The sequence below is a fragment of the Propionicimonas sp. genome, from assembly GCF_049840635.1.
In the GTDB taxonomy this organism is placed as follows: Bacteria; Actinomycetota; Actinomycetes; order Propionibacteriales; family Propionibacteriaceae; genus Propionicimonas.
Window position 1 is genome coordinate 1,628,741 of sequence record NZ_JASGKL010000005.1, and the last position, 20,069, is coordinate 1,648,809.

The following is a 20,069-nucleotide window of genomic DNA, read 5'->3' on the forward strand; positions in this document are numbered from 1 at the left end:
TTCGACACGCACCCGAGGAGCCAGGCCGCAGAATTCCTCTCACGCTCCCTGACGAGCGAGCGCTGGTGTTGCGCCCATTTCACGCTCCCTGAGGAGCGAGCGCCAGCGAGCGTCACGAAGGGCGTCCGACTCGGCCGGCAACACTCAGGGGGTGGACGGCGCCGGGGTCTCCACCGCGCGGAGCCGCGCCTGGACGTCGGTGCGGGCGGAGTGCTCGGCCCAGAACGAGAGGAACGGGACGGTGCCGCACAGCGCGATCAGGATCAGCCGGCCCCAGGGCCAGTGGACGCGCCGGCCGAGGTCGTACGCGGTGAACAGCAACACCATGTAGAGGTAGCCGTGCGGGACGCCGGTCATCGTCACGACGATCCCGTTCCCTGCGAGGTACTTCAACGGCATGCCCACCAGCACCAGCACGACCAGCAACGTCCCCACCAGGTAGGCCATCACGCGGTACCGGATCAGCGCGGCCCGGATGCCGGGCACCGCCTCCGGGGCGATCGCAGGGACGTCCTGGGTGGTCACATCGCTCATTCTTCCTCCTGGTCCGACAGCGTACCGAGCCCACCTGAGCGCCCGATCGCCCGGACGAAGCGGACGGTCATGAACGCCCCGAACGCCGCGAACACCCACCACTGCAGCGCGTACCCGATGTTCTGGATGGACCCGCTGCCCGTCGGCAGCGTGACCGCCGCCGCGCCGAGGCCCTGGGCCCGCGCGTCCTGCGCGGGCAGGGTGACGTAGCCGGGGATGAGCTGCTGCGGCCACGCCTGGGCGAGCTCGGCGAGCCGGACGGACGCCAGCGTGCCCGCAGGCACCGAGCGTCCCGGGTCGGCGGCCGACTCGGTGGCGAGGAACACCCCGGTGAGCTGGACCTCGCCCGCCGGCGGCGCCGGCACCGGGACGTCGACGGACGCCACCGTCCCCCGCACCACGGCGAGAACGCGGCCGTCCGCCAGCTCGAGGGCGGTGAGCACGCGCACCGACCCGTCCTCGTCGACGACGAGCTCCTGCTGGTCAGGGAGGTAGTGCCCCGCCGCGGTGACCTGGCGACCGTAGATGTCGCCGGTGGTGCCGTCCATGGCCACGTTGTCGACCAGCGAGACGGGCGGCTGCTGCGTCCGCAACTCGGCGGACGCGTCCTCCTTGCTCTCGAACACGCGCATCTGCCACAGGCCGAGCGCCACCATCGTGACGCAGATCGCCGTGCCGAGGACGGCGACCAGCAGTTGCTTGACGCGGATGCCCATCCCCGGGCCGGATCAGGCGATGTGGCGCGCCCAGGCGTTGTCCACCAGTTGCGCGCACAGGAGTCCGAAGTCGTAGCCCGCCGCCTCGACAGCCTGCGGCATCAGCGAGGTCTCCGTCATGCCGGGGGCGACGTTCGTCTCGATGAACACGGGCGTCCCGTCCGTCCGCACCACGATGTCGGCCCGGGAAAGGTCCCGCAGGCCGAACACCCGGTGCGCGGCGACTGCGAGCTCCTCGCACGCCGCCGCCTGCTCGTCGGTGAGCGTCGCGGGGACGATGAACCGGGTCTCGCCGGCGGTGTAGCGGGCCGTGTAGTCGTAGATGCCCGAGTTCGGCCGGATCTCGACCGCGGGCAGCGCGATCTGCTCGCCGTCGAGCTCGACGACGCCGACGGCGACCTCGGTGCCCTCGATGAACTCCTCGATCACCGCCAGGTCGCCGTAGGCGTACGCCCCGACCATCGCGGACGGGAGTTCCTCGAGGCTGTTGACCTTCGTGCAGCCCAGCGCCGAGCCGCTGCGGGCGGGCTTGACGACCATCGGGAACCCGATCCGCTCGCCGAGCGCGGCCATGATCGCGGCCGCGCCCAGCTCGCGGAACATGTCGTGGGGGAGAGCGGCCAGCTGGGGACGCGCGAGGCCCGCCTGCGCGATCAGCGGGCCGCCGACGGCCTTGTTGAACGACCGGCGGCACGCGGCCGGCTCGGAGCCGACGTACGGGACGTCCAGCAGCGTCAGCACCTGCTGCAGGCCCCCGTCCTCGCCCACTCCGCCGTGCAGGACGGGGAACGCCACCGGGTTCGGCAGGCCTCGCAGCAGGTCCACGAGGTCGGCGCCGATGTCGGACTCGACGACGTCGCGGCCCTGGTCTCGCAGGGACTGGGCGACCCGGCGGCCCGAGCGCAGGGACACGTCGCGCTCATGGGAGAGACCGCCGGCGAGGACGACGATCGGGCCGTGGGTGGGGGAGTCGGTCATGTTCGCTTCCTAGGTGATGTCCGGCGCCGGGCCGGTGGTGAGGTCGAAGTGCCGTGCGGTCTGCGGGCCGAGCCCGAAGGTGCGGTTCATCTCGAGTTCCTGCTCGAGCACCTCGCCGAGCCGGCGGGTGCCCTCGAGGATCCGCTCGGGGGTGGGGAAACAGAACGACAGGCGCATGTTGCGGCTGCCCAGGCCGTCGGCGTAGAAGGCCGTGCCGGTCGTGTACGCGACGCGGGCGCTGATCGCACGCGGCAGCATGGCCTGCGAGTCGAGCCCTTCGGGGAGCGTCACCCAGACGAAGAAGCCGCCGTGCGGGTGCGTCCAGGTGGTGCCCTGCGGCATGTGCTCGGTGAGGCCCAACAGCATGGCGTCCCTGCGCTCGCGGTACATGTCGCGGAACGTCGTGATCTGGCCGCGCCAGTCGAACTCGTCGAGGTAGGTCGAGATCGCGAACTGGCTGAACACCGGCGGGCAGAGCGTCGCGGCCTCCTGGGTCAGGACGAGCTTCTCCCTGACGGCGTGCGGCGCGAGCACCCAGCCGACCCGGAAGCCGGGCGCGAAGATCTTCGAGAACGAGCCGAGGTAGATGACGTTGTCGGCGTCCATCGACCGGAGTGCGGGCATGGGCTCGCCCTCGAGGGCGAGCAGCCCGTACGGGTTGTCCTCGACGATCAGCAGGTCGAACTCCCTGGCGATCGCGATGATCTCGCGCCGGCGCTCGATGGTCTGGGTGACGCCGGTCGGGTTCTGGAAGTTCGGGATCGTGTAGAGGAACTTCACGCGCTTGCCTGCGGCCCTCAGGCTGACCAGGGCGGCGCGGAGCGCGACCGGGTCGAGGCCGGCCTCGTCCATCGCGACGTGGACGATCTGGCACTGGTAGGCGCGGAACGTGCCCAGGGCGCCCACGTAGCTCGGGGCCTCGGCGAGGACGACGTCGCCCGGGTCGCAGAACACGCGGGTGACCAGGTCGAGGGCCTGCTGGGAGCCGCAGGAGACGACGACGTCGTCGGCGTGGGCGTGGATGCCCTCCTCGGCCATCACCTCGACGATCTTCTCGCGCATGAACGGTTCGCCCTGGCCCGACCCGTACTGCATGGCCTGCGTCCCGTTGTGCGCGATCAGCCGGTCGACGGCCTTCGCGAGCGCCTCGCGGGGGAGGTCGGTGATGTTCGGCATGCCGCCGGCCAGCGAGACCACCTCGGGACGGTTGGCGACGGCGAACAGGGCCCGGACGGCGGAGACCGTCAGGCCATGGGTTCGCTCGGCGTACTCGTCGATGTAGGGGTCCAGCCGCGTGTCGCGGCGGGACTGCTCAGGCAGGCTCACCGCACCAGACTGCCGCACGTCGGGCCTAGGATGAAACCGACCCACCCGAGGGGTGGAGATCCGCAACCGGGGGTGGCATGCCGAGACTGTCGATGGTGACGTTGGCGGAACTGCCCGGACTCAGCTGCCCGTACTGCGGCCGGACGGTTGGCGCGGACACCCCGTGGGCGATCCAGGCGGCGACGCTGTGGGGCTGGTGCGGCGTCAAATTGACCGAGGGCGACCGGGTGGACGGGCTGCTCCTGCTGTCCCCGACCGAGGAGCCCGGCCAGGCGCGGCTCGCCTGCCTGTGGGTGGGTCCGGGGAGCACCGGGGTCGGGCACGGCCGGCACCTCGTCCAGGCGGCGGCCGCAGGCCTCGCACAGCAGAAGGGCAGGGCCATCCTGGCCAGGGGCAGTCGCCAGACCGTGCGCTGCGATGCTCCGCCGCGCGACTTCCTGCGGGCCGTGGGGTTCACCAGGAGCCTGGACGAGCGCCTGTGGCACCTGGACCTCGATCGCACCGTGGCCGACCACAACGGCGTCAGGGGCGCGTTCGAGCGCTTCCTGCAGTCGCTGCGCCCCGTCCCGCCCAACCCTGCGGGTGGAGCGATCTCGGGACGCGCGAACCGCGGCTGAGCCGGCCCTCAGGCGGTCAGAGGTACTCCTCGATGGCCTTCAGCAGGACGGACTTGGGCTTGGCGCCGGTGAAGGACTTCACGACCTCGCCGCCGACGAACACCTGGATCGTGGGCAGGCCGAGGACCCCCTGCTGGGTGGGCACCTGGGTGCTGGTGTTGGTGTCGAGCTTGAGGAAGGTGACCTTGTCGCCGTAGTCCCGGGCGAGCTCGTCGATGATGGGGGAGAGCTGCTTGCAGGGCGCGCACCAGTCGGCCCAGTAGTCGACAACGACGGGCTTGGTGGACTTCACCACCAGGTCGTTGAAGGTGGCGTCCGTGACGTCGGCGACGTTCGACATGTGCGTAGCTCCTCAGGCGTTGGCAGGTTCGGGGGTGAGGCTAGCGGCCTCGTCCGACAGTGCGGCGAGGTAGCGCTCCGCGTCCAGGGCGGCAGCGCAGCCGGTGCCGGCGGCGGTGATCGCCTGCCGGTAGGTGTGGTCGACGAGGTCGCCGGCTGCGAACACGCCGGGGACGTTCGTGCGGGTGCTCGGGGCGTCCACCATCACGTAGCCGGCCGCGTCCACCTCGACCTGGCCGCGGACGATCTCCGAGCGCGGGTCGTGGCCGATCGCGACGAACAGGCCCTGGACGCCCAGCTCGCGCTGCTCGCCGGTGACGCTGTCGGTGAGGGTGACGCCGGCCAGGGACGTGTCCCCGTGCAGGTCGTGCACCACCGAGTTCCATGCGAACCGGATCTTCGGGTCGGACATCGCGCGGTCGACCATGATCTTCGACCCGCGCAGCTCGTCGCGGCGGTGGATCAGCGTGACCGAGTTCGCGAACCGGGTCAGGAAGGTGGCCTCCTCCAGGGCGGAGTCGCCGCCGCCGACCACGGCGATGTCCTTGTCACGGAAGAAGAAGCCGTCGCAGGTCGCGCACCACGACACGCCGCGTCCGCTGAACTCCTCCTCGCCGGGGACGTGGAGCTTGCGGTAGCCGGAGCCCATCGCGAGGATCACGGCCTTCGCGGAGTACGTGTGGCCCTCGGAGTCGGTGACGGTCTTCACGTCGCCCAGCAGGTCGACGGCGACGACGTCGTCGGTGATGATCTCCGCGCCGAACCGCTCGGCCTGGGCGCGCATGGCGAGCATCAGGTCGGGGCCCATGATGCCGTCGGTGAAGCCCGGGTAGTTCTCGACCTCTGTGGTGTTCATCAGCGCACCGCCGGCGGCGAGGGCGCCCTCGAACACCAGCGGGGCCAGGCCGGCGCGCGCGGTGTAAATGGCGGACGTGTAGCCGGTGGGGCCGGAGCCGATGATGATGACTTCACGGATGTCGGACATGGGCATTTCCTCGGCGGTCTCGGGTGGGTGCCCACTCTATTCGAGCCGGGGTGGGCACGCCGCCTCAACCATCCGGAGGCGTCCGACATTCCCGCGGTCAGCAGTCGGCGGCGTCCGCGTCCCTCCCGTCCGCGCCCGGAGCCCCACTTTGCGCGCGATCTGACCACTCTGCGCGCAAAAGGTCGGGCGCAGAGTGACTTTTCGGGCGCAGAGTGGCCTTCCGGGAGCCGCACGACACGGTCCGGGGCGATCTCGGCTACACCGACCAGGCCCACCTCACCAACGAGTTCGCCCGCGTGCTCGGGTTCACCCCCGGGCGTACCGCCGCGGGGCCCGAGGTTCGCGGCGTCGCTCAGGGCATCACGAGGTCGACCCGCAGCCAGGCCGCGAGGGACGCCAGCTCGTCGTGCACGGCCGACCGCCTCGCCCGCGTCCACTCCCCGTCCTCGTGGACGGCGTGGACCACCAGCTCCCCGAGCTCGCGGTCGGTCGTCGCGTCCACCTTGCCGACCAGGTCTTCGCCGTCGAGGACGGGGAGCGCCCAGTAGCCCCACCGCCGCGCGGCCGCGGGCTTGTACATCTCCAGCTGGTAGTCGAACGCGAACAGGTCGGCCGTCCGGGCGCGGTCGAACACCAGCCGGTCGAGCGGGGACAGCAGGGCGACCCTGCCACGGAACGGTTGGTCGAGTTGTGCGGGGTCGACGCGCCAGCGTCCGCGCACCCCCTCGACGATCGCCGGTTCTCCGGCCTCCCCGACGCCGTTGGGCTCGACGGGCGTCCGGGTCGCGCGGGCCCTGGCGATGCCGAGGGCGGCGAGTCGACGGCGGTCGCGCTCTGCCACCGCCTCCTCGCGCGGGACGGCCGGGTCGTCGGGGTAGACCCGCTCGGCGAGGTCGAACCAGCGCTCGCCGCCGTCGCGTCCGGACAGGGCCACCTCGCCGCGCTCGACGAGGAAGTCGAGCAGCCGGGAGAGGTTGCGCTGGTTGCTCCAGCCGGTCGAGCGCCACGGGCGCGCGCAGGTGTCGGGGAGGTCGCGGGTCGGCAGCGGGCCGTCCTCGCGGAGCCGCTGCAGCACGTCCATCCGGCAGGCGTTGTTGTCATCCACCCACTGGGCGACCGAGCGCTCCCAGGGGCTGTCGCCGACCGGCCAGGCGTCCATCTCGGCCCGGTACAGCCGCAGGTCGCCGGCCGGACGGATGTGCATCAGCACCTCGACGAGCGCCTGCTGGTCGAGCGCGTCCTGGACCTCGCGGCGGTCGTAGGACGGGCCGATCCTGCTCCACAGCACGAGGTCGTGGCTGGGTGCGACGGCGCGCGTCACGTCGTACTGGAGGAGGGTGAGGTGGCGGACGACCTCCAGCGGGTCGTCGGGACGGTCGTCGTCGAGGAGCTGGGCGCGCACGGCGATCCGGCGTGCGTCCGCCCGGGAGATCTCGTGGATCCGGCCCATCCCGGGAGTGTAGGCCGCCGCAGGGCTAGCGTGGACGCGTGCGCGCGGCAGGCAGGTGGACAGGACTCGCGCCGGCGTATGCGGAGACCTTCGCCGGGCAGTGCGAGCACGCGATCCCACCCCTGCTCGACGCGCTGGAGGCCGCGCCCGGCACGCGGCTGCTCGATGTGGGCACCGGCTGCGGCGGGGTCGCCGCGGCCGCTCTGGAGCGCGGCTGCCTGGTCACGGCGTGCGATCCCGAGGCGGACATGCTCGCCCTGGCCGCAGGCGCCGCTCCGGGCACCCGCCTCGTGCAGTGCGCCTTGCCCGGCCTCCCGTTCGCCGACGGCGCGTTCGAGCTCGTCAGCGCCAATTTCGTGGTGAACCACGTGCCCGATCCGCGGGCCGCGGTCGCTGAACTCGTCAGGGTCGCGGCGGTCGGCGGACGCGTGGCCGCCTCGATCTGGCCGTCCGAACCGGTACCCCTGCGGACGTTGTGGGACGACGTGGTTGCAGAGGCCGGCGTCGTCGCGCCGCCGGGGGCGGCGCTGCCCGCGTCCCTCGACTTCGCGCGGACGCCCGCCGGGCTCGCCGGCCTTCTGGAGGGCGCCGGTCTCCGCGGGGTGCGGGCGTGGACCGTGGCGTTCGTCCACGTGGTCGAGCCCGGGCTGTGGTGGAGCGGCGTGACCGGCGGTGTCGCCACGATCGGGCACACCTGGCGTGCTCAGGACGCGGCTGGCCGCGCGGCGATGGCGCGGGCCTACGACCGGGTGAGCGCGCAGTACCTCCACGAGGGTGTGCTGCACCTGCCCGGAGCGGCCGTGCTGGCGGTAGGGACGCGCTGAGACCGGCGGATTTGCACGGTGGATGGCTGCAGCGTCCCCCCAACGGCGGGGATGCGCCATCGACTGTGCAATTCCGTACGGGTGGGTGCCTGTTCGGTACGCTCTCGCGGGTGCTGATCCTGCTCTCGCCCGCGAAGTCGCTGGACTTCGAGTCCACGCTGCCGAAGGTGGCGGCCACCCAGCCGCGGCTGCTCGAGGAGTCCGAGCGGCTGGTCGAGGTGATGCGGACCAAGTCGGTGGCCGATCTCGCCGCCCTGGCGGGGATCTCGGACGAACTCGCGGCGCTGAACGCGGAGCGGTGGGCGGCGTTCCAGACGCCGTTCACCCGCAGGAACGCCCGTCCGGCCGTGCTTGCGTTCGCGGGGGACGTCTTCCAGGGCCTCGACGTGCGGCACCGCTTCGGCACCCGCGACCACACCGAGGCGCAGAAGACGGTCCGGATCCTGTCCGGGCTGTACGGCGTGCTGCGTCCGCTCGACCTGATGCAGGCCTACCGCCTGGAGATGGGGACGCGGCTGGCCACGTCCCGCGGCTCGTCGCTCTACGAGTGGTGGGGCTCGACGATCACCGACCTGCTCAACGAGGACCTGGCCGCGTCGCCGGGCGCGCGGGTGGTGGTCAACCTCGCGTCCACCGAGTACGCGTCGGCCGTGCGTCCGGCCGAACTGGACGCCCCGATGGTCTCACCCCGGTTCGAGGACACCGATCCCCGCGGCCGGCGCAGCGTGGTCTCGTTCTTCGCCAAGCGCGCCCGCGGCGAACTCGCCGGCTGGCTGGTCCGCAACAGGGTGCGCACCGCGTCCGCCCTGACCCGGTTCGACGGCGCGGGCTACCGCTACGACAAGGCCGCCTCGACCGCGGAGGTGCCGGTCTTCGTCCGCGCGTTCGCCGACCGCTGAGCGACGGCGGCCGCACCACCGTCCGGCACCACGACGGCCTCAGCCGGGGGCACGCTAGGAACCGTCCCCATCGTGCCGGGGGAACGCTGGGGACGGTTCCTGTCGTGCCGTCAGGAGAGGCCGTAGGCCTTGTGGACCATCCAGATCGGGTGCTCGGTGCGGACGCCGGACGACTGGCTGATCTGCCAGCGGCAGGTCTCGGTGTCGCACAGCGCGAGGTCGGGGTTCGTGGCCTTCACCATGTCGAACAGGGGCTTGCCGACGGCCTGGGCGATCTCGTACTTCTCCTTCTTCAGGCCGTAGGTGCCGGCGATGCCGCAGCACACCTTCTCGGAGTCGACCACGGTCAGCCCCGGGATCAGCCGCAGCACCTCCAGCGCCGGCTTGCCGATGCCCTGGCTCTTCAGCTGGCACGGCGCGTGGTACGGCACCGTCATCTCGATCGGCTGGAAGTCAGTGGGCAGTTCGCCCGCGTCGTGCAGGTCGAGCAGGAACTCCATGATGTCGCGGATCCGCGTCCCCACATCGTGCAGCGACTCGGCCGTGACGCCCATGATCTCGTGCGCCTCGTGCTTGAGCATGCCCGTGCACGAGCCCGACGAGGAGATGATCGTCAGGTCCGTCCCCGCGGCGCGGAGGTCGTCGCACAGCTTCAGGACGCTCTTCGTCGCGCTGTCGAACAGGCCGTTCGACTGCTGCGCCAGACCACAACAGCCCTGCTTGGGGACGATCACCTCGTAGCCCAGGTACTCGAGCACCTCGACCGACTTCTTCGAGGTCTCCACCTCGAAGTAGCCGCCCGCGCAGCCGTGGAAGAACACCACGGGCCCGCGCGTGGCCCGCGTCGACGGCTTCGGCCGCTTCGCCCACCAACTGGCGAACGTCTGCCCTTGTGGCGGCGGCATCGGAGCGTCCCTGTGTACCTTCACGACCGCCTCCATCGCGGTCCGCAGGGGCTTGTTGTGCAGGACGGCCCGCGCGATCGGCGCGACGGGCGTCATCACCGTCCCCATCAGCACCGTCTCGCCGATCAGCCGGTCCCGCAGCGGCATGTGGTCGGCCTTCATCACGGCGCGCGCCTGGCTGTTCAGCTCAGCGATCTGGACGCCCTGCGGGCAGACCAGCGTGCACGTCCCACAGCTGGAGCAGTAGTCGAGCGAGTGGTCGACGCTCGCCCCGTTGCGGAACCGTTCGGCCTGCGGACCCACGAACTTCGGGCCGGTGAACAGCGGCGTCACCGCCGACACCGGGCACTGGGTCTCGCAGATCGTGCACTTCACGCACGCGTCGAGGCTCGCCCTGGCCAACTCGTGACCGGCGAACTCGAGGCCGGGTCGCGTCGTCTCCTCCGGGGTGCTCATGACAGTTCCTCCAGGATCGTGTCGGCCGCTTGTAGTGCGCTGCCCAGCGCGATACCGTCGCCGGACTTCTCCGCCCAGCGCGACGAACCTCCGATGATGCCGCCCGCGGCGAACAGGTTGGGGTGGACGACCCCGCTCGACGCGTCCAGTACCCGCATGTCCCTGCCGACGCGCACGCCGACCCGGAAGAGCGGCTGCTCGGCGCCCCAGTAGTCGCCCTGGACGAGCGGGCCCGCGTCCAGCCCGGCCAACGGCAGCCCGAACAGGGTCTCGGTGACGGTCCCGTGCGAGTCGAAGTTCAGCGCCCCCGACTCGAAACCGCCGGTGGCGAGGACGAACGCGTCCCCGGCGAACTCCCGCGGGGCGCCGGACGTGGCCACGGTCACCGAACGGACGATGCCGTCCTCGACCCGTGAGGCGTACGTCCGCGTCCCGTTGACGAGCCGAACGCCGGCGTCCCTGCACGCGGCGGAGAGGGCCTCGTTGAGCCGCATGCCGGGGACCGAGGGGGGCGGCAGCGGGATCTCGAAGACCGGGTGGCCGAGCCGTTCGGCGAGGTCCTTCCAGGCGCCGTGGTCCTTCAGCCCGAGGACGGCGGGCAGACCGACCACCTCGCCGTCCGAGAGCAACGGGGCCAGCGCGGCGGCGAACCGGGCGCGGAACGCGGGGTCGTCGAAGGCGCGGGCGTAGGTCAGACCGGTGGAGTCGACCTCGCCGTCGCGGGCGGGGACGTCCACGAACAGCGGCCGCGCCTCGACCCTGCCCCCGTCGGGGAGGTCGGTGCGGGCGAGGTTCTCCGCGACCAGCTTCGGGTGGAAGTCCTTCAGCCGGCGCAGGCCGACGATCGCGACGCGCTGCCCGTCCGACAGGTGCCCGGCCAGCATGCTCGGCTGCGCGAGGCAGGTCGGACGGATCGCGCCGACCGCCGTCGGCAGCTGGTAGTTGGTCTCCGCGTCCCCGACGAGCAGGTCCGGCAGCAAGGCCTTGAGGTAGTCGATCCCGGCGTGGACGGGCGCGGCGCCGATCGCGGCGTACGGGTGCTCGGGCCGGGCGGACGCGAGCGCCGACAGCGTCAGGATCGGGTTGGTGACCCGGTCGGGGGAGTAGCCGAGGACGTCGATCGTCCCCTGGGCGAGTTGCAGCCCCCCGATGCCCTTGGTGAGCAGCGTCACCGGCAGGCCCCCGGTGGCGAGGCGGTGGGCGGCGACGAGGCCGGAGAGGCCGGCGCCGATGACGACCACGCGGCCCACAGGGGTGCTCTGGGGGGTGCTCACAGCGCCACCTCGCTCTCGGGCTGGGGCAGGTGCTCGACATCGAGCGTGCCCTGGAAGATCCAGTTGTCCAGGGCGGTCTGGCGGACCTGGTCGCCGTAGAGGATCGGCCACAGCCCGATCCAGCGGTTCTTGAGGAACAGCCGCAGCAGCCCGGTCGCCCGCTCGATGTCGATGTGGTCGGTCTCCAGCGCGATGCCGGTCGCCCGCATCGAGCAGAAGCCGCCCTGGCAGGGGCCCATGCCGAGCCGCAGCTGGCGCCGCAGGTCGTCGAACGTCCCCTTGGGCTGGGACTCCAGCGCCGCGGTGAACATCTTGCGGCTCATCAGCTCGCACTCGCAGATGATCTGGTCCTCGAAGCGGTCCTCCTCCCGGTCGTGCAGCCGGTGGGTGACCACGTAGTTCCTCGCCGACTCCGACCCGGGCAGCGCCTCGTCGGCCGTCCGGCACGCGCGCTTCTCACCGAGCTTGTCGCACATCGCGTCCACGATGTGCTCGGCCATCAGCCGGTAGGTGGTCAGCTTGCCGCCGCCGATGGTGAGCATGCCGTCCAGCCCGTCGCGGGTGGTGTGGTCGATCACGGCCATGCCGCGGCTCATGTGCCGGGTGTCGGAGGACGCCACCCGGTTGTCCTTGATCAGCGGACGCGCGCCCGCCCACGCGTGCAGCGCGCGCGAGGACCGGAAGCCGGGGATCAGCACCTCGCCGGCGTCCAGCATCTGCTGGACCTCGTCGTGCTCGATGGCCAGGTCGTCCGGGTCGTCGACCTTCACGTCGGTGGTGCCGATGATGCTCACCGTGTGCACGGGGACGAGGATGTCGCCGTCGGCGGGGTAGATGCAGCGGTTCACCACGCGGTTCACCAGGCGGTGGTTCATCGCGATCATGATGCCGCGTCCGGGGATCACGTCGACGGGATGGGCGCCGGCCATCGCGGCGATCTGGCCCGCCCACGGGCCCGCGCAGTTGAGGACGAAACCGGTCTCGATCAGGACGTCCTCGCCGCTCTTCAGGTCGGTGGCGTGGACGGCGGTGACGTGGCCGTCGGCCGTGTCGATCTTCGTGACCCTGTGGTAGGTCAGGATCTCCGCGCCGTACGCCTTCGCCGAGTTCGCCGCACCCCAGACCAGCTGCCAGCCGTCCACCGTCCCGTCCTGCACCTCGATCGCGCGCAGGATGCCGGGGTTGAGCCGCGGCTCGTTGCGGAGCGCTTCGGCGACGGGCACCTCGCGGGCGGGGACGCCGGTCGCGAGCGCGCCCTCGAGGAACTTGTCGGCGAAGGCGGGGTCGTCGCCGGGGCAGGTGACGAAGTAGCCGCCGGTGGCCTCGATCGCGCTGGCCTGGATCCGGGTCAGGATCGCGTTCTCCTGCGCGCACTCGGTGGCCGACAGCGGGTCGCTGACGACGTAGCGTCCGCCGGAGTGCAGCAGGCCGTGGAACCGTCCGGTCGTCCCCTGGCCGAGGTCGGCCCGCTCCAGCAGCACGGTGGTGTAGCCGCGCATCGCGACATCACGGACAACGCCGGCGCCGGTGGAGCCGCCACCGATGACGACGACGTCAACAGCGAGCCTTCTCACGTGGGCCTCCCCAGGTCATGGACGCCGGCCCCCGGCGCACCATCGACGACCGGGCAGCGCGAAGCGCCTCCTTTCCTGCAGGCTAGCCAGAGGCGGGTCGGGGATTCACCACCCCGCGACAAGGTCGGCCATGCGTGCACGGATGTGAACGACGCATGGGAAATCGACAGGCGGGGCGGACGCGGACGCGCCCTCTCGGCCCAAACGCTCCCGAAACTCGCAGAAGCTCCCGGAATTTCGGTGGCTTCTGCGCGTTTTGGGAGCGTTTGTGGGATCGAGTCGGAGGACGGACGCGGCCGAGCCGGCTCCGGCTAGAGGCGGGCGCGGTCGAGGACGGCGCGGGCGGTGCCCTCGTCCAGGACGAGGTCGGTGGCGGTTCCCGCACGCAGCGCCCCCACGACGGCAGGGGCCCGGGACGGGTCGGCGACCACGCAGATCCGGCGCGGGACGCGCTGGAGCTCCGCGGGGGTCAGGCCGGTGGCGCGCTCGTTGTAGGAGATGTCGGCGTACGAGCCGTCCTCGCGGAGCAGCACCGTGCAGACGTCCCCGACCACGCCGTCGGCGGCCAGCTGGCGCATGTCGGACGCGTCCATGTAGCCGGCCGAGTACACGTGGGAGGGGACGCGTCCCTCCAGACAGCCCACGCCGAAGACGGCCAGGTCGAGCTTCGAGTGCAGCTTGAGCACGTTCTGCACCGACCGCTCGCGCCACATCGCCTGCTTGGTGGCCGCGTAGTCGAAGAAGGCGGGGACGGGGAACAGCACCACCCGGGCGTCGAAGGCGTCCCCGATCGACTGGAGGATCTCGCCGATGTAGGGGATCCCGGAGCTGCGCTGGTTCGCCCCGCCGTTGATCTGGACGACCGTCGACCCGACCAGCGGGCGCCGGCCCAGGTGCTTCACGACGTGCGACAGAGTGACCCCCCAGGCCACCCCGATCAGCTGGTGGTCGTCCACGGCCTCGGTGAACAGGCGTCCGGCCAACCGCGCGACCTGGTCGAAGCGGACGTTCTCGTTGGCGTTCTCACGGACCGACACCATGTGCACCCGGACGCCGAAGTGCCGGCTGATCGCGGACGCGAGCGGTGACTGCGAGCCGCTGTGGTCGGCCAGGCTGATCCGGACCAGACCGGACTCGCGGGCGTCCTTCAGCAGCCGCGAGACCGACGAGCGGGAGAGCCGTAATTGGTGGGCGATGCTCTCCATCGTCTCGCCCTGGATGTAGTAGCGGGACGCCGCCTGGTACATGTCCTCGTAGCGCTCGTTCAAGCTTGCACCCTCTCCGTGCACGTTCGTGCACAGGTCTAGCGCATGCGTTCACGCGTTAGCAAGATGGGCGCTACGGGCGGGGTGAGAGCGTTTGACCTTGCCGTGCCTTATCGTCGTGGTTCAGCGGGTACGAAGGAGTCCGATGTTCCGATCAGCGGTCGGCGCGCGAGCGTCAGCGCTCGGAGACTCCGGATCCGGCATCAAGGAGGAGGCCGGCCCCGCTGGGCACCACCACCCCTCGCGTTCGCCACTGGGAGCCCTGGCGGACAGCGACCAGAGCGAGGCTCCTGTGGTACTGCTCACCACCACGTCAGCCCGGGCGCGCGCAACGCTGGGCTGTCCCGCCAGTACGTCCCGCCGGCCGCGCCCGCTCACTCGGGCCGCGCAACCTCTCCCGGCGGGTGTCTGCTCCCTGTAGTCAACCGTCTGTTTCCAAGAGACAAACCAACGTCTGCGTCCCGGAAGGGACGCCAAACTGACACCACAGAAGGTGTCGGAAAGTGAGACATCGTGACTCTCGGCACGATTTTCCTGTCAGAGACCGTCGGAACGGCAATGCTGCTGCTCCTCGGTGCTGGCGTCGTGGCCAACAACATCCTCCCGAAGAACAAGGGCAACGGAACCGGGTTCCTGATGGTGAACTTCGGCTGGGGCCTGGCCGTCTTCGCCGGCGTCCTGGTCTCGTACAAGTCGGGCGGTCACCTGAACCCCGCCGTGACCCTGGGCATCGTGGCCTCGGGCGCCAAGGAGTTCGTCGCCGGTATCCCGGTCGACGCGGCCTCGATCGCGACCTACATCGGCGCGCAGATGGTGGGTGCCTTCCTCGGCGCCTGCCTGGCGTGGCTGGCCTACAAGAAGCAGTTCGACGAGGACGCCCCCGACGGCTTCAAGCTCGGCGTCTTCTCGACCGGCCCCGAGGTCCGCAACCCGCTGTGGAACCTGGTCACTGAGGCCATCGCGACCTTCGTCCTGGTCTTCGTCGTCCTCGCCTCCGGCAAGTTCACCGGCAGCAACCCGACCCCGGCCGCGAACCTCGGCTGGCTCGGCGCCCTCGGCGTCGCCCTCCTGGTCGTCGGCATCGGCGCCAGCCTCGGTGGCCCCACCGGGTACGCCATCAACCCCGCCCGTGACCTCGGTCCCCGCATCGCCCACGCCGTCCTGCCGATCCCGAACAAGGGCTCCTCGGACTGGAACTACTCGTGGATCCCGGTCGTCGGCCCGATCATCGGCGGCGTCCTCGCCGGCCTGCTGAGCGGCGCGCTGCTGCCCGCCGTCGGCTGAACCCGACAGTCCCCGGCCGGGCGGGTGTGAACCGCCCGCCCGACCGGGCACCTGCCCCGCGTCCCCTGCAGAGCACAGTCGCTGCACAGTGAGGCCGGGTAGACCGGAATCGTCCCGCGCAGTGGCTGCGTCCCGGCGGTTCAGGAAAAGCACGAGCGGGCCGGTGACCGCCGACCCGCTCGCAGAAACATCATCATCGGCTCAACAACAATGACGTGGAAGGAATTATCCATGGCCGACAAGTACATCCTCGCGATTGACCAGGGAACGACCAGCTCCCGGGCGATCATCTTCAATCACGAGGGACGCATCGTCTCCGTGGGACAGAAGGAGCACGAGCAGATCTTCCCGAAGGCCGGGTGGGTCGAGCACAACGCCATCGAGGTCTGGGACGCGGTCCGCGAGGTCGTGGGCGAGGCCCTGGCGAAGGCGAGCCTGAACAAGGACAACATCCAGGCCGTCGGCATCACCAACCAGCGTGAGACCACCCTGGTCTGGAACAAGGAGACCGGCCAGCCCGTCTACAACGCGATCGTCTGGCAGGACACCCGTACCGCCAAGATCGTCGAGGAGCTCGGCGGCGCCGAGGGCCAGGACAAGTACAAGGCGCGGGTCGGCCTGCCGCTGGCGACCTACTTCTCCGGCCCCAAGGTCAAGTGGATCCTCGACAACGTCGAGGGTGCCCGTGCGGACGCCGAGGCCGGCAAGCTGGTCATGGGCAACATGGACACCTGGGTGATCTGGAACCTCACCGGCGGCGTCGACGGCGGCATCCATGTCACCGACCCGACCAACGCGTCCCGCACCATGCTGATGGACCTGGACACGCTGAGCTGGGACGCGGACATCGCGGCCGACATGGGCATCCCGATGAGCATGCTGCCCGAGATCAAGTCGTCCTCCGAGATCTACGGCTACGGGCGCGAGCAGGGCCTGCTCGGCGGCGTCCCCATCGCCGGTGACCTGGGCGACCAGCAGGCGGCCACGTTCGGCCAGGCCGCGTTCAACGTCGGCGACGCCAAGAACACCTACGGCACCGGCTGCTTCATGATCATGAACACCGGCACCGAGAAGGTCCCGTCGAAGAACGGCCTGCTGACCACCGTCTGCTACAAGATCGGCGACCAGCCGACCGTGTACGCGCTCGAGGGTTCGATCGCCGTCACCGGCTCGCTGGTGCAGTGGCTGCGCGACAACCTGAAGATGTTCTCGTCCGCTCCTGAGGTCGAGGAGCTGGCCGCGTCCGTCGAGGACAACGGTGGCGCGTACTTCGTGCCGGCGTTCTCCGGCCTGTTCGCCCCGTACTGGAAGGCCGACGCCCGCGGCGCGATCGTCGGTCTCACCCGGTTCGTCAACCGCGGCCACATCGCCCGCGCGGTCCTGGAGGCCACCGCCTTCCAGACCCGTGAGGTGCTGGACGCCATGGAGGCCGACTCCGGCGTGAAGCTCGCCGAGCTCAAGGTCGACGGCGGCATGACCCAGAACGAGCTGCTGATGCAGTTCCAGGCCGACCAGGTCGGCGTGCCGGTGGTGCGTCCGGTCGTGGCCGAGACCACCGCTCTGGGTGCGGCCTACGCTGCCGGCATCGCGACCGGCTACTGGGGCGGCGAGCAGGACGTCATCGACAACTGGGCCGAGGACAAGCGCTGGGAGCCCAAGATGGACCAGGACGAGCGCGAGCGCCTGTACCGCAACTGGAAGAAGGCCGTCACCAAGACCTTCGACTGGGTGGACGACGACGTCGAGTGACCTGTCACTGACACGCAACGGTGCCGCCGGGACCCACCAGATCCCGGCGGCACCGCCGTCTCCGGGCCCGGACGCACGGCTGCCCCCGGACGACGCGTCGTGAGCCTGCCAGGGGAGCGCGTGGGCGACGCTGTCGCGATCTCGCCGCTCTGGTCGTCCCTTTCGTCCCACCCGTGACGCCTGCGCCCGATCGTGGCGGGATCGCGTCACGGCCCGCCTGCGTGGCAGTCCCGTGATCGGGTCGGCGTCGGGGACGGACGCCGCCGAGCTGGCGACGGTCTGCCACCCTGGCCGACGACCAGCCCCGTCCGGTCCGCTTCAGGTGGTGACGGGATTCTGCCACTCCGGACGCCTGGCGTGACGGGTGAGACGAATGGGACGCAGCGAACGGCAGGATCGCGACAACGGGGACGCTGCCGTCCGCCCGGACGTCGAGATCCCGGCCTTCGCCGGGATGACAGCGCGCCGGACGCCGGCCGTCCCGAGCGACCCGGGCTCTCCGTGGGCATCGCGTCTGGTTGGCAGCGTCCTGTCAGCCCGGGCTTGACCCGGGACCTCCGGGACGCGGCTGACGGTACAGGCGGGGCTGTCGGGCTCGGTACCGCGAACGTGGTGGACGGTGTGATCGGGGCACCTCGACGGCACGGGAGGAACCGTCCCCGGCGTGCCGGGATCGTGAGCAGACGAGTCAGACGCCGGTGTAGACCGTGACCGGAGCGGACGCGCCGTAGCGGTTCTCGACGCGGACCTCCACCGTGCCGGAGACGCCGGCGGGGACGGTGACGTAGAGCCGCTTCGACGAGCTGACCCGCAGGCTGGTGCCCGCGACCCCGCCGAAGGTCACTGCCGTCACGCCGGAGAAGTAGCGTCCGGTGATCTTGAGCCGGAGGGCGCCCGATGACCCGACGGTGTTCGGCGTGATCGATGTCGACGACGACAGCCGCAGGACCTTCGCCACGTGGCCGTAGCGGTAGCGGACGGCCTTTCCCGACACCGACGTCCCGATCGGCGTGGTGACGCTGACGGCCACCGTCCGCGTCGACTGGGCGGGGGCGACGGCGATGATCTGCGTGTCGGAGACCACCTGGATGCCGGTCGCCGCTCGCGTGCCGAACCGCACCTGCGTCGCGCCGGTGAACGACCACCCGGTCAGGACGACCTGCGTCCCCCCGCGGACCGAGCCCGCCGACACCGAGAGGCCCCGCACCACGGCCGGAGGCTGGTAGGTCGCGGTTGCGGTGTTCGACGCCGACAGCTCGGTCAGGACCTGCACCGACACCTCGCCGGCGGCGGGTGCGGGCGCGGTCACGACCAGCGTGGACGCCGAGCGCACGTCGAACCCGGTCACCGGGCTGCCGTTCACGAGGACGGCCGTGACGCCGAGGAATCCGCTGCCGGAAACGGTGAGCCTGAGCTGGGAGCAGGTGCTGCCGAGTGGGCTGGCCGCGACGATGCTCGGCGCGATCGACAGCAGCCGGTTCGGCGTTCGCGCCGGGTTGCCGCCGATCAGCCCGGGTGTGCTGAGCGCGAGGACCCTGGCGGAGACCTTCGTCGCGCCCCACGAGGGATGCGCGCCGAGGACGAGGGCGGCGACTCCCGCGACGTGTGGGCTGGCCATGGAGGTGCCCGACTTCAGGACGGGAGTGGTGTCGGTGGCGGACGCCGAGAGGATCGACACCCCGGGCGCATAGAGGTCCACGCAGCGCCCGGAGTTCGAGAACGAGGCCCGCTGGTCGGCCGCGTCGGACGCCGCGACGGTCAGAGCGGCCTTCGCCGAGGCCGGCGAGGACTTGCAGGCGTCGACGCCCGCGTTGCCGGCGGCGGTCACGACGGTGACCCCCTCCTTGACCAGCTTCGCCACAAGGTCGTTCTCGGCCCGGTCGACCGGCCCGGTGATGCTGAGGTTCACCACGGCGGGCTGTCCGGACTGGTGGTCCTTCAGCACCCAGTCCAGCCCGAGCACGGTCCAGCTGCTGTCCCCGCTTCCGGTGCAGTCGAGCACGCGCACAGGGACGAGGGTCACTCCCGTGGCGACGCCGTAGGTCGACCCACCGACGGTGCCGGCGACATGGGTGCCGTGCCCCAGGCCGCAGTCCGTGGTCTGCGGTTCGCCCGGCACGAACGAGGCCCCGGCGGCGAGGCGTCCGGCGAACTCCCCGCTCGTCGCGCTGATGCCGGTGTCGACCACGTACACCTTCACCCCTGCGCCGGTCTGGCTGGTGGTGTAGGCGTTGTCGAGCGGCAGCATCGCCTGGTCGAGCCGGTCCAGGCCCCAGTCCGGGTCGGTCCGGGTGTCGGCCACCCGCACCCGGGTGTCGGGCTGGACGTAGGCCACGGCGGGATCGCCCGCGAGGGACGTGGCCTCGGCCTTCGTCAGGCTCGCGACGACCGCGTCGAGCCCGTCCACGTCGTGCACCGTCCGGCCGTGCGGGAGGTCGGCGTCCTCCGCAGCGGCGGACGAGCGGTACCGCACCACATAGTCGGCGCGCGGACCGTCCGACGTCGCGGCGGGGTCTGCGGTCGCCGTGGGTTCCGCGGTCGGGGCGGCGGACGCCGAATCGTCTGCGGTGGCACCGGGTGTCGTATCGCCGGCATGGTCGCCGGGCTCGGGGTCCGTGGCCGTCGCGCGGGGATCGGCGCTGACCTTCGAAGTGGGCTCTGCGCTGGGCTCGGCGCTGGCCGTGGAACTCGGCTCAGGGCTCTGAGCGGACGCGGTGCTCACCGCGACCGTAGGGCTGCTCTCGGGCGCGCCGGAACTCGTCGTGTCGGCCTGGGCCGACAGCGCCGTCGACAAGGTGATCGCGAGCGCAAGCCCGCAGATCGATACCCCCGTGCGCAGCTTTCCCAATGCTCCCCCCGAGCGTGCGGAAAAGTTCCCTCGGAGAGTCTAGGTG

17 protein-coding genes are annotated in these 20,069 nt (G+C 71.1%); 5 read left to right on the forward strand and 12 right to left on the reverse strand.

The annotated features are described in order from the left end of the window. Window positions 1-144: 144 nt before the first annotated feature. From QM779_RS13240 to QM779_RS13255, 4 genes are read right to left on the reverse strand one after another with little or no spacing between them, the layout of a single operon-like run. On the reverse strand, window positions 145-534 hold the full coding sequence (locus QM779_RS13240; protein ID WP_428535961.1) for a DUF3817 domain-containing protein: 390 nt from the start codon (window positions 532-534) through the stop codon (window positions 145-147). Continuing rightward, window positions 531-1,250: an SURF1 family protein gene (locus QM779_RS13245; RefSeq protein WP_428535963.1), complete on the reverse strand. Its 720-nt coding sequence runs from the start codon at window positions 1,248-1,250 to the stop codon at window positions 531-533. Before QM779_RS13245 ends, QM779_RS13240 begins: the two co-directional genes overlap by 4 nt. A gap of 12 nt (window positions 1,251-1,262) precedes the next feature. After that, entirely contained in the window at window positions 1,263-2,228 is a 966-nt protein-coding gene (locus QM779_RS13250; protein ID WP_428535965.1) for a D-alanine--D-alanine ligase family protein, read from the reverse strand. Between the two features lie 9 nt (window positions 2,229-2,237). Then, window positions 2,238-3,554, reverse strand: coding sequence for a PLP-dependent aminotransferase family protein (locus tag QM779_RS13255; RefSeq protein WP_428535967.1), 1,317 nt, complete (start codon window positions 3,552-3,554; stop codon window positions 2,238-2,240). A gap of 95 nt (window positions 3,555-3,649) precedes the next feature. On the opposite strand from QM779_RS13255, the gene QM779_RS13260 reads away from it, so the two are divergent. Then, entirely contained in the window at window positions 3,650-4,171 is a 522-nt protein-coding gene (locus tag QM779_RS13260) for a hypothetical protein (protein WP_428535969.1), read from the forward strand. Window positions 4,172-4,187: 16 nt separating this feature from the next. On the opposite strand, the gene trxA is transcribed toward QM779_RS13260, so the two are convergent. The 3 genes from trxA to QM779_RS13275 all read right to left on the reverse strand — a co-directional run bounded on the left by trxA (window position 4,188) and on the right by QM779_RS13275 (window position 6,945). Next, window positions 4,188-4,511, reverse strand: coding sequence for a thioredoxin (gene trxA / locus QM779_RS13265; protein ID WP_428535971.1), 324 nt, complete (start codon window positions 4,509-4,511; stop codon window positions 4,188-4,190). A gap of 12 nt (window positions 4,512-4,523) precedes the next feature. Then, window positions 4,524-5,501, reverse strand: a complete 978-nt coding sequence (gene trxB, locus QM779_RS13270) for a thioredoxin-disulfide reductase (RefSeq protein ID WP_428535973.1) — start codon at window positions 5,499-5,501, stop codon at window positions 4,524-4,526. Between the two features lie 346 nt (window positions 5,502-5,847). Further along, the gene (locus tag QM779_RS13275; RefSeq protein WP_428535975.1) at window positions 5,848-6,945 is read right to left on the reverse strand and encodes a DNA glycosylase AlkZ-like family protein; all 1,098 of its coding nucleotides are present in this window, start codon (window positions 6,943-6,945) and stop codon (window positions 5,848-5,850) included. 38 nt (window positions 6,946-6,983) lie between these two features. On the opposite strand from QM779_RS13275, the gene QM779_RS13280 reads away from it, so the two are divergent. Together QM779_RS13280 and yaaA are read left to right on the forward strand one after the other, a co-directional pair. Beyond that, the gene (locus tag QM779_RS13280; protein ID WP_428535977.1) at window positions 6,984-7,769 is read left to right on the forward strand and encodes a class I SAM-dependent methyltransferase; all 786 of its coding nucleotides are present in this window, start codon (window positions 6,984-6,986) and stop codon (window positions 7,767-7,769) included. A 110-nt stretch (window positions 7,770-7,879) separates the two neighbouring features. After that, window positions 7,880-8,668: a peroxide stress protein YaaA gene (yaaA, locus tag QM779_RS13285; RefSeq protein WP_428535979.1), complete on the forward strand. Its 789-nt coding sequence runs from the start codon at window positions 7,880-7,882 to the stop codon at window positions 8,666-8,668. 110 nt (window positions 8,669-8,778) lie between these two features. Here the strand turns inward: yaaA and QM779_RS13290 are convergent, their stop codons facing one another. The 4 genes from QM779_RS13290 to QM779_RS13305 form a co-directional block, all read right to left on the reverse strand. Then, the gene (locus tag QM779_RS13290; protein ID WP_428535981.1) at window positions 8,779-10,029 is read right to left on the reverse strand and encodes an anaerobic glycerol-3-phosphate dehydrogenase subunit C; all 1,251 of its coding nucleotides are present in this window, start codon (window positions 10,027-10,029) and stop codon (window positions 8,779-8,781) included. Further along, on the reverse strand, window positions 10,026-11,303 hold the full coding sequence (gene glpB, locus QM779_RS13295) for a glycerol-3-phosphate dehydrogenase subunit GlpB (RefSeq protein ID WP_428535983.1): 1,278 nt from the start codon (window positions 11,301-11,303) through the stop codon (window positions 10,026-10,028). The genes QM779_RS13290 and glpB overlap by 4 nt, the downstream gene beginning before the upstream one ends. Next, a complete protein-coding gene (gene glpA, locus QM779_RS13300) occupies window positions 11,300-12,877 on the reverse strand; it encodes an anaerobic glycerol-3-phosphate dehydrogenase subunit GlpA (RefSeq protein WP_428535985.1) in 1,578 nt (525 codons plus the stop codon). The genes glpB and glpA overlap by 4 nt, the downstream gene beginning before the upstream one ends. 311 nt (window positions 12,878-13,188) lie before the next feature. After that, entirely contained in the window at window positions 13,189-14,145 is a 957-nt protein-coding gene (locus tag QM779_RS13305) for a sugar-binding transcriptional regulator (protein WP_428535987.1), read from the reverse strand. 555 nt (window positions 14,146-14,700) lie between these two features. On the opposite strand from QM779_RS13305, the gene QM779_RS13310 reads away from it, so the two are divergent. Together QM779_RS13310 and glpK are read left to right on the forward strand one after the other, a co-directional pair. Beyond that, the gene (locus QM779_RS13310) at window positions 14,701-15,426 is read left to right on the forward strand and encodes an MIP/aquaporin family protein (protein WP_428535989.1); all 726 of its coding nucleotides are present in this window, start codon (window positions 14,701-14,703) and stop codon (window positions 15,424-15,426) included. Between the two features lie 231 nt (window positions 15,427-15,657). Continuing rightward, the gene (gene glpK / locus QM779_RS13315) at window positions 15,658-17,175 is read left to right on the forward strand and encodes a glycerol kinase GlpK (RefSeq protein WP_428535991.1); all 1,518 of its coding nucleotides are present in this window, start codon (window positions 15,658-15,660) and stop codon (window positions 17,173-17,175) included. Window positions 17,176-17,863: 688 nt separating this feature from the next. On the opposite strand, the gene QM779_RS13320 is transcribed toward glpK, so the two are convergent. Further along, a complete protein-coding gene (locus tag QM779_RS13320; RefSeq protein ID WP_428535993.1) occupies window positions 17,864-20,023 on the reverse strand; it encodes a S8 family serine peptidase in 2,160 nt (719 codons plus the stop codon). Window positions 20,024-20,069 lie beyond the last annotated feature (46 nt).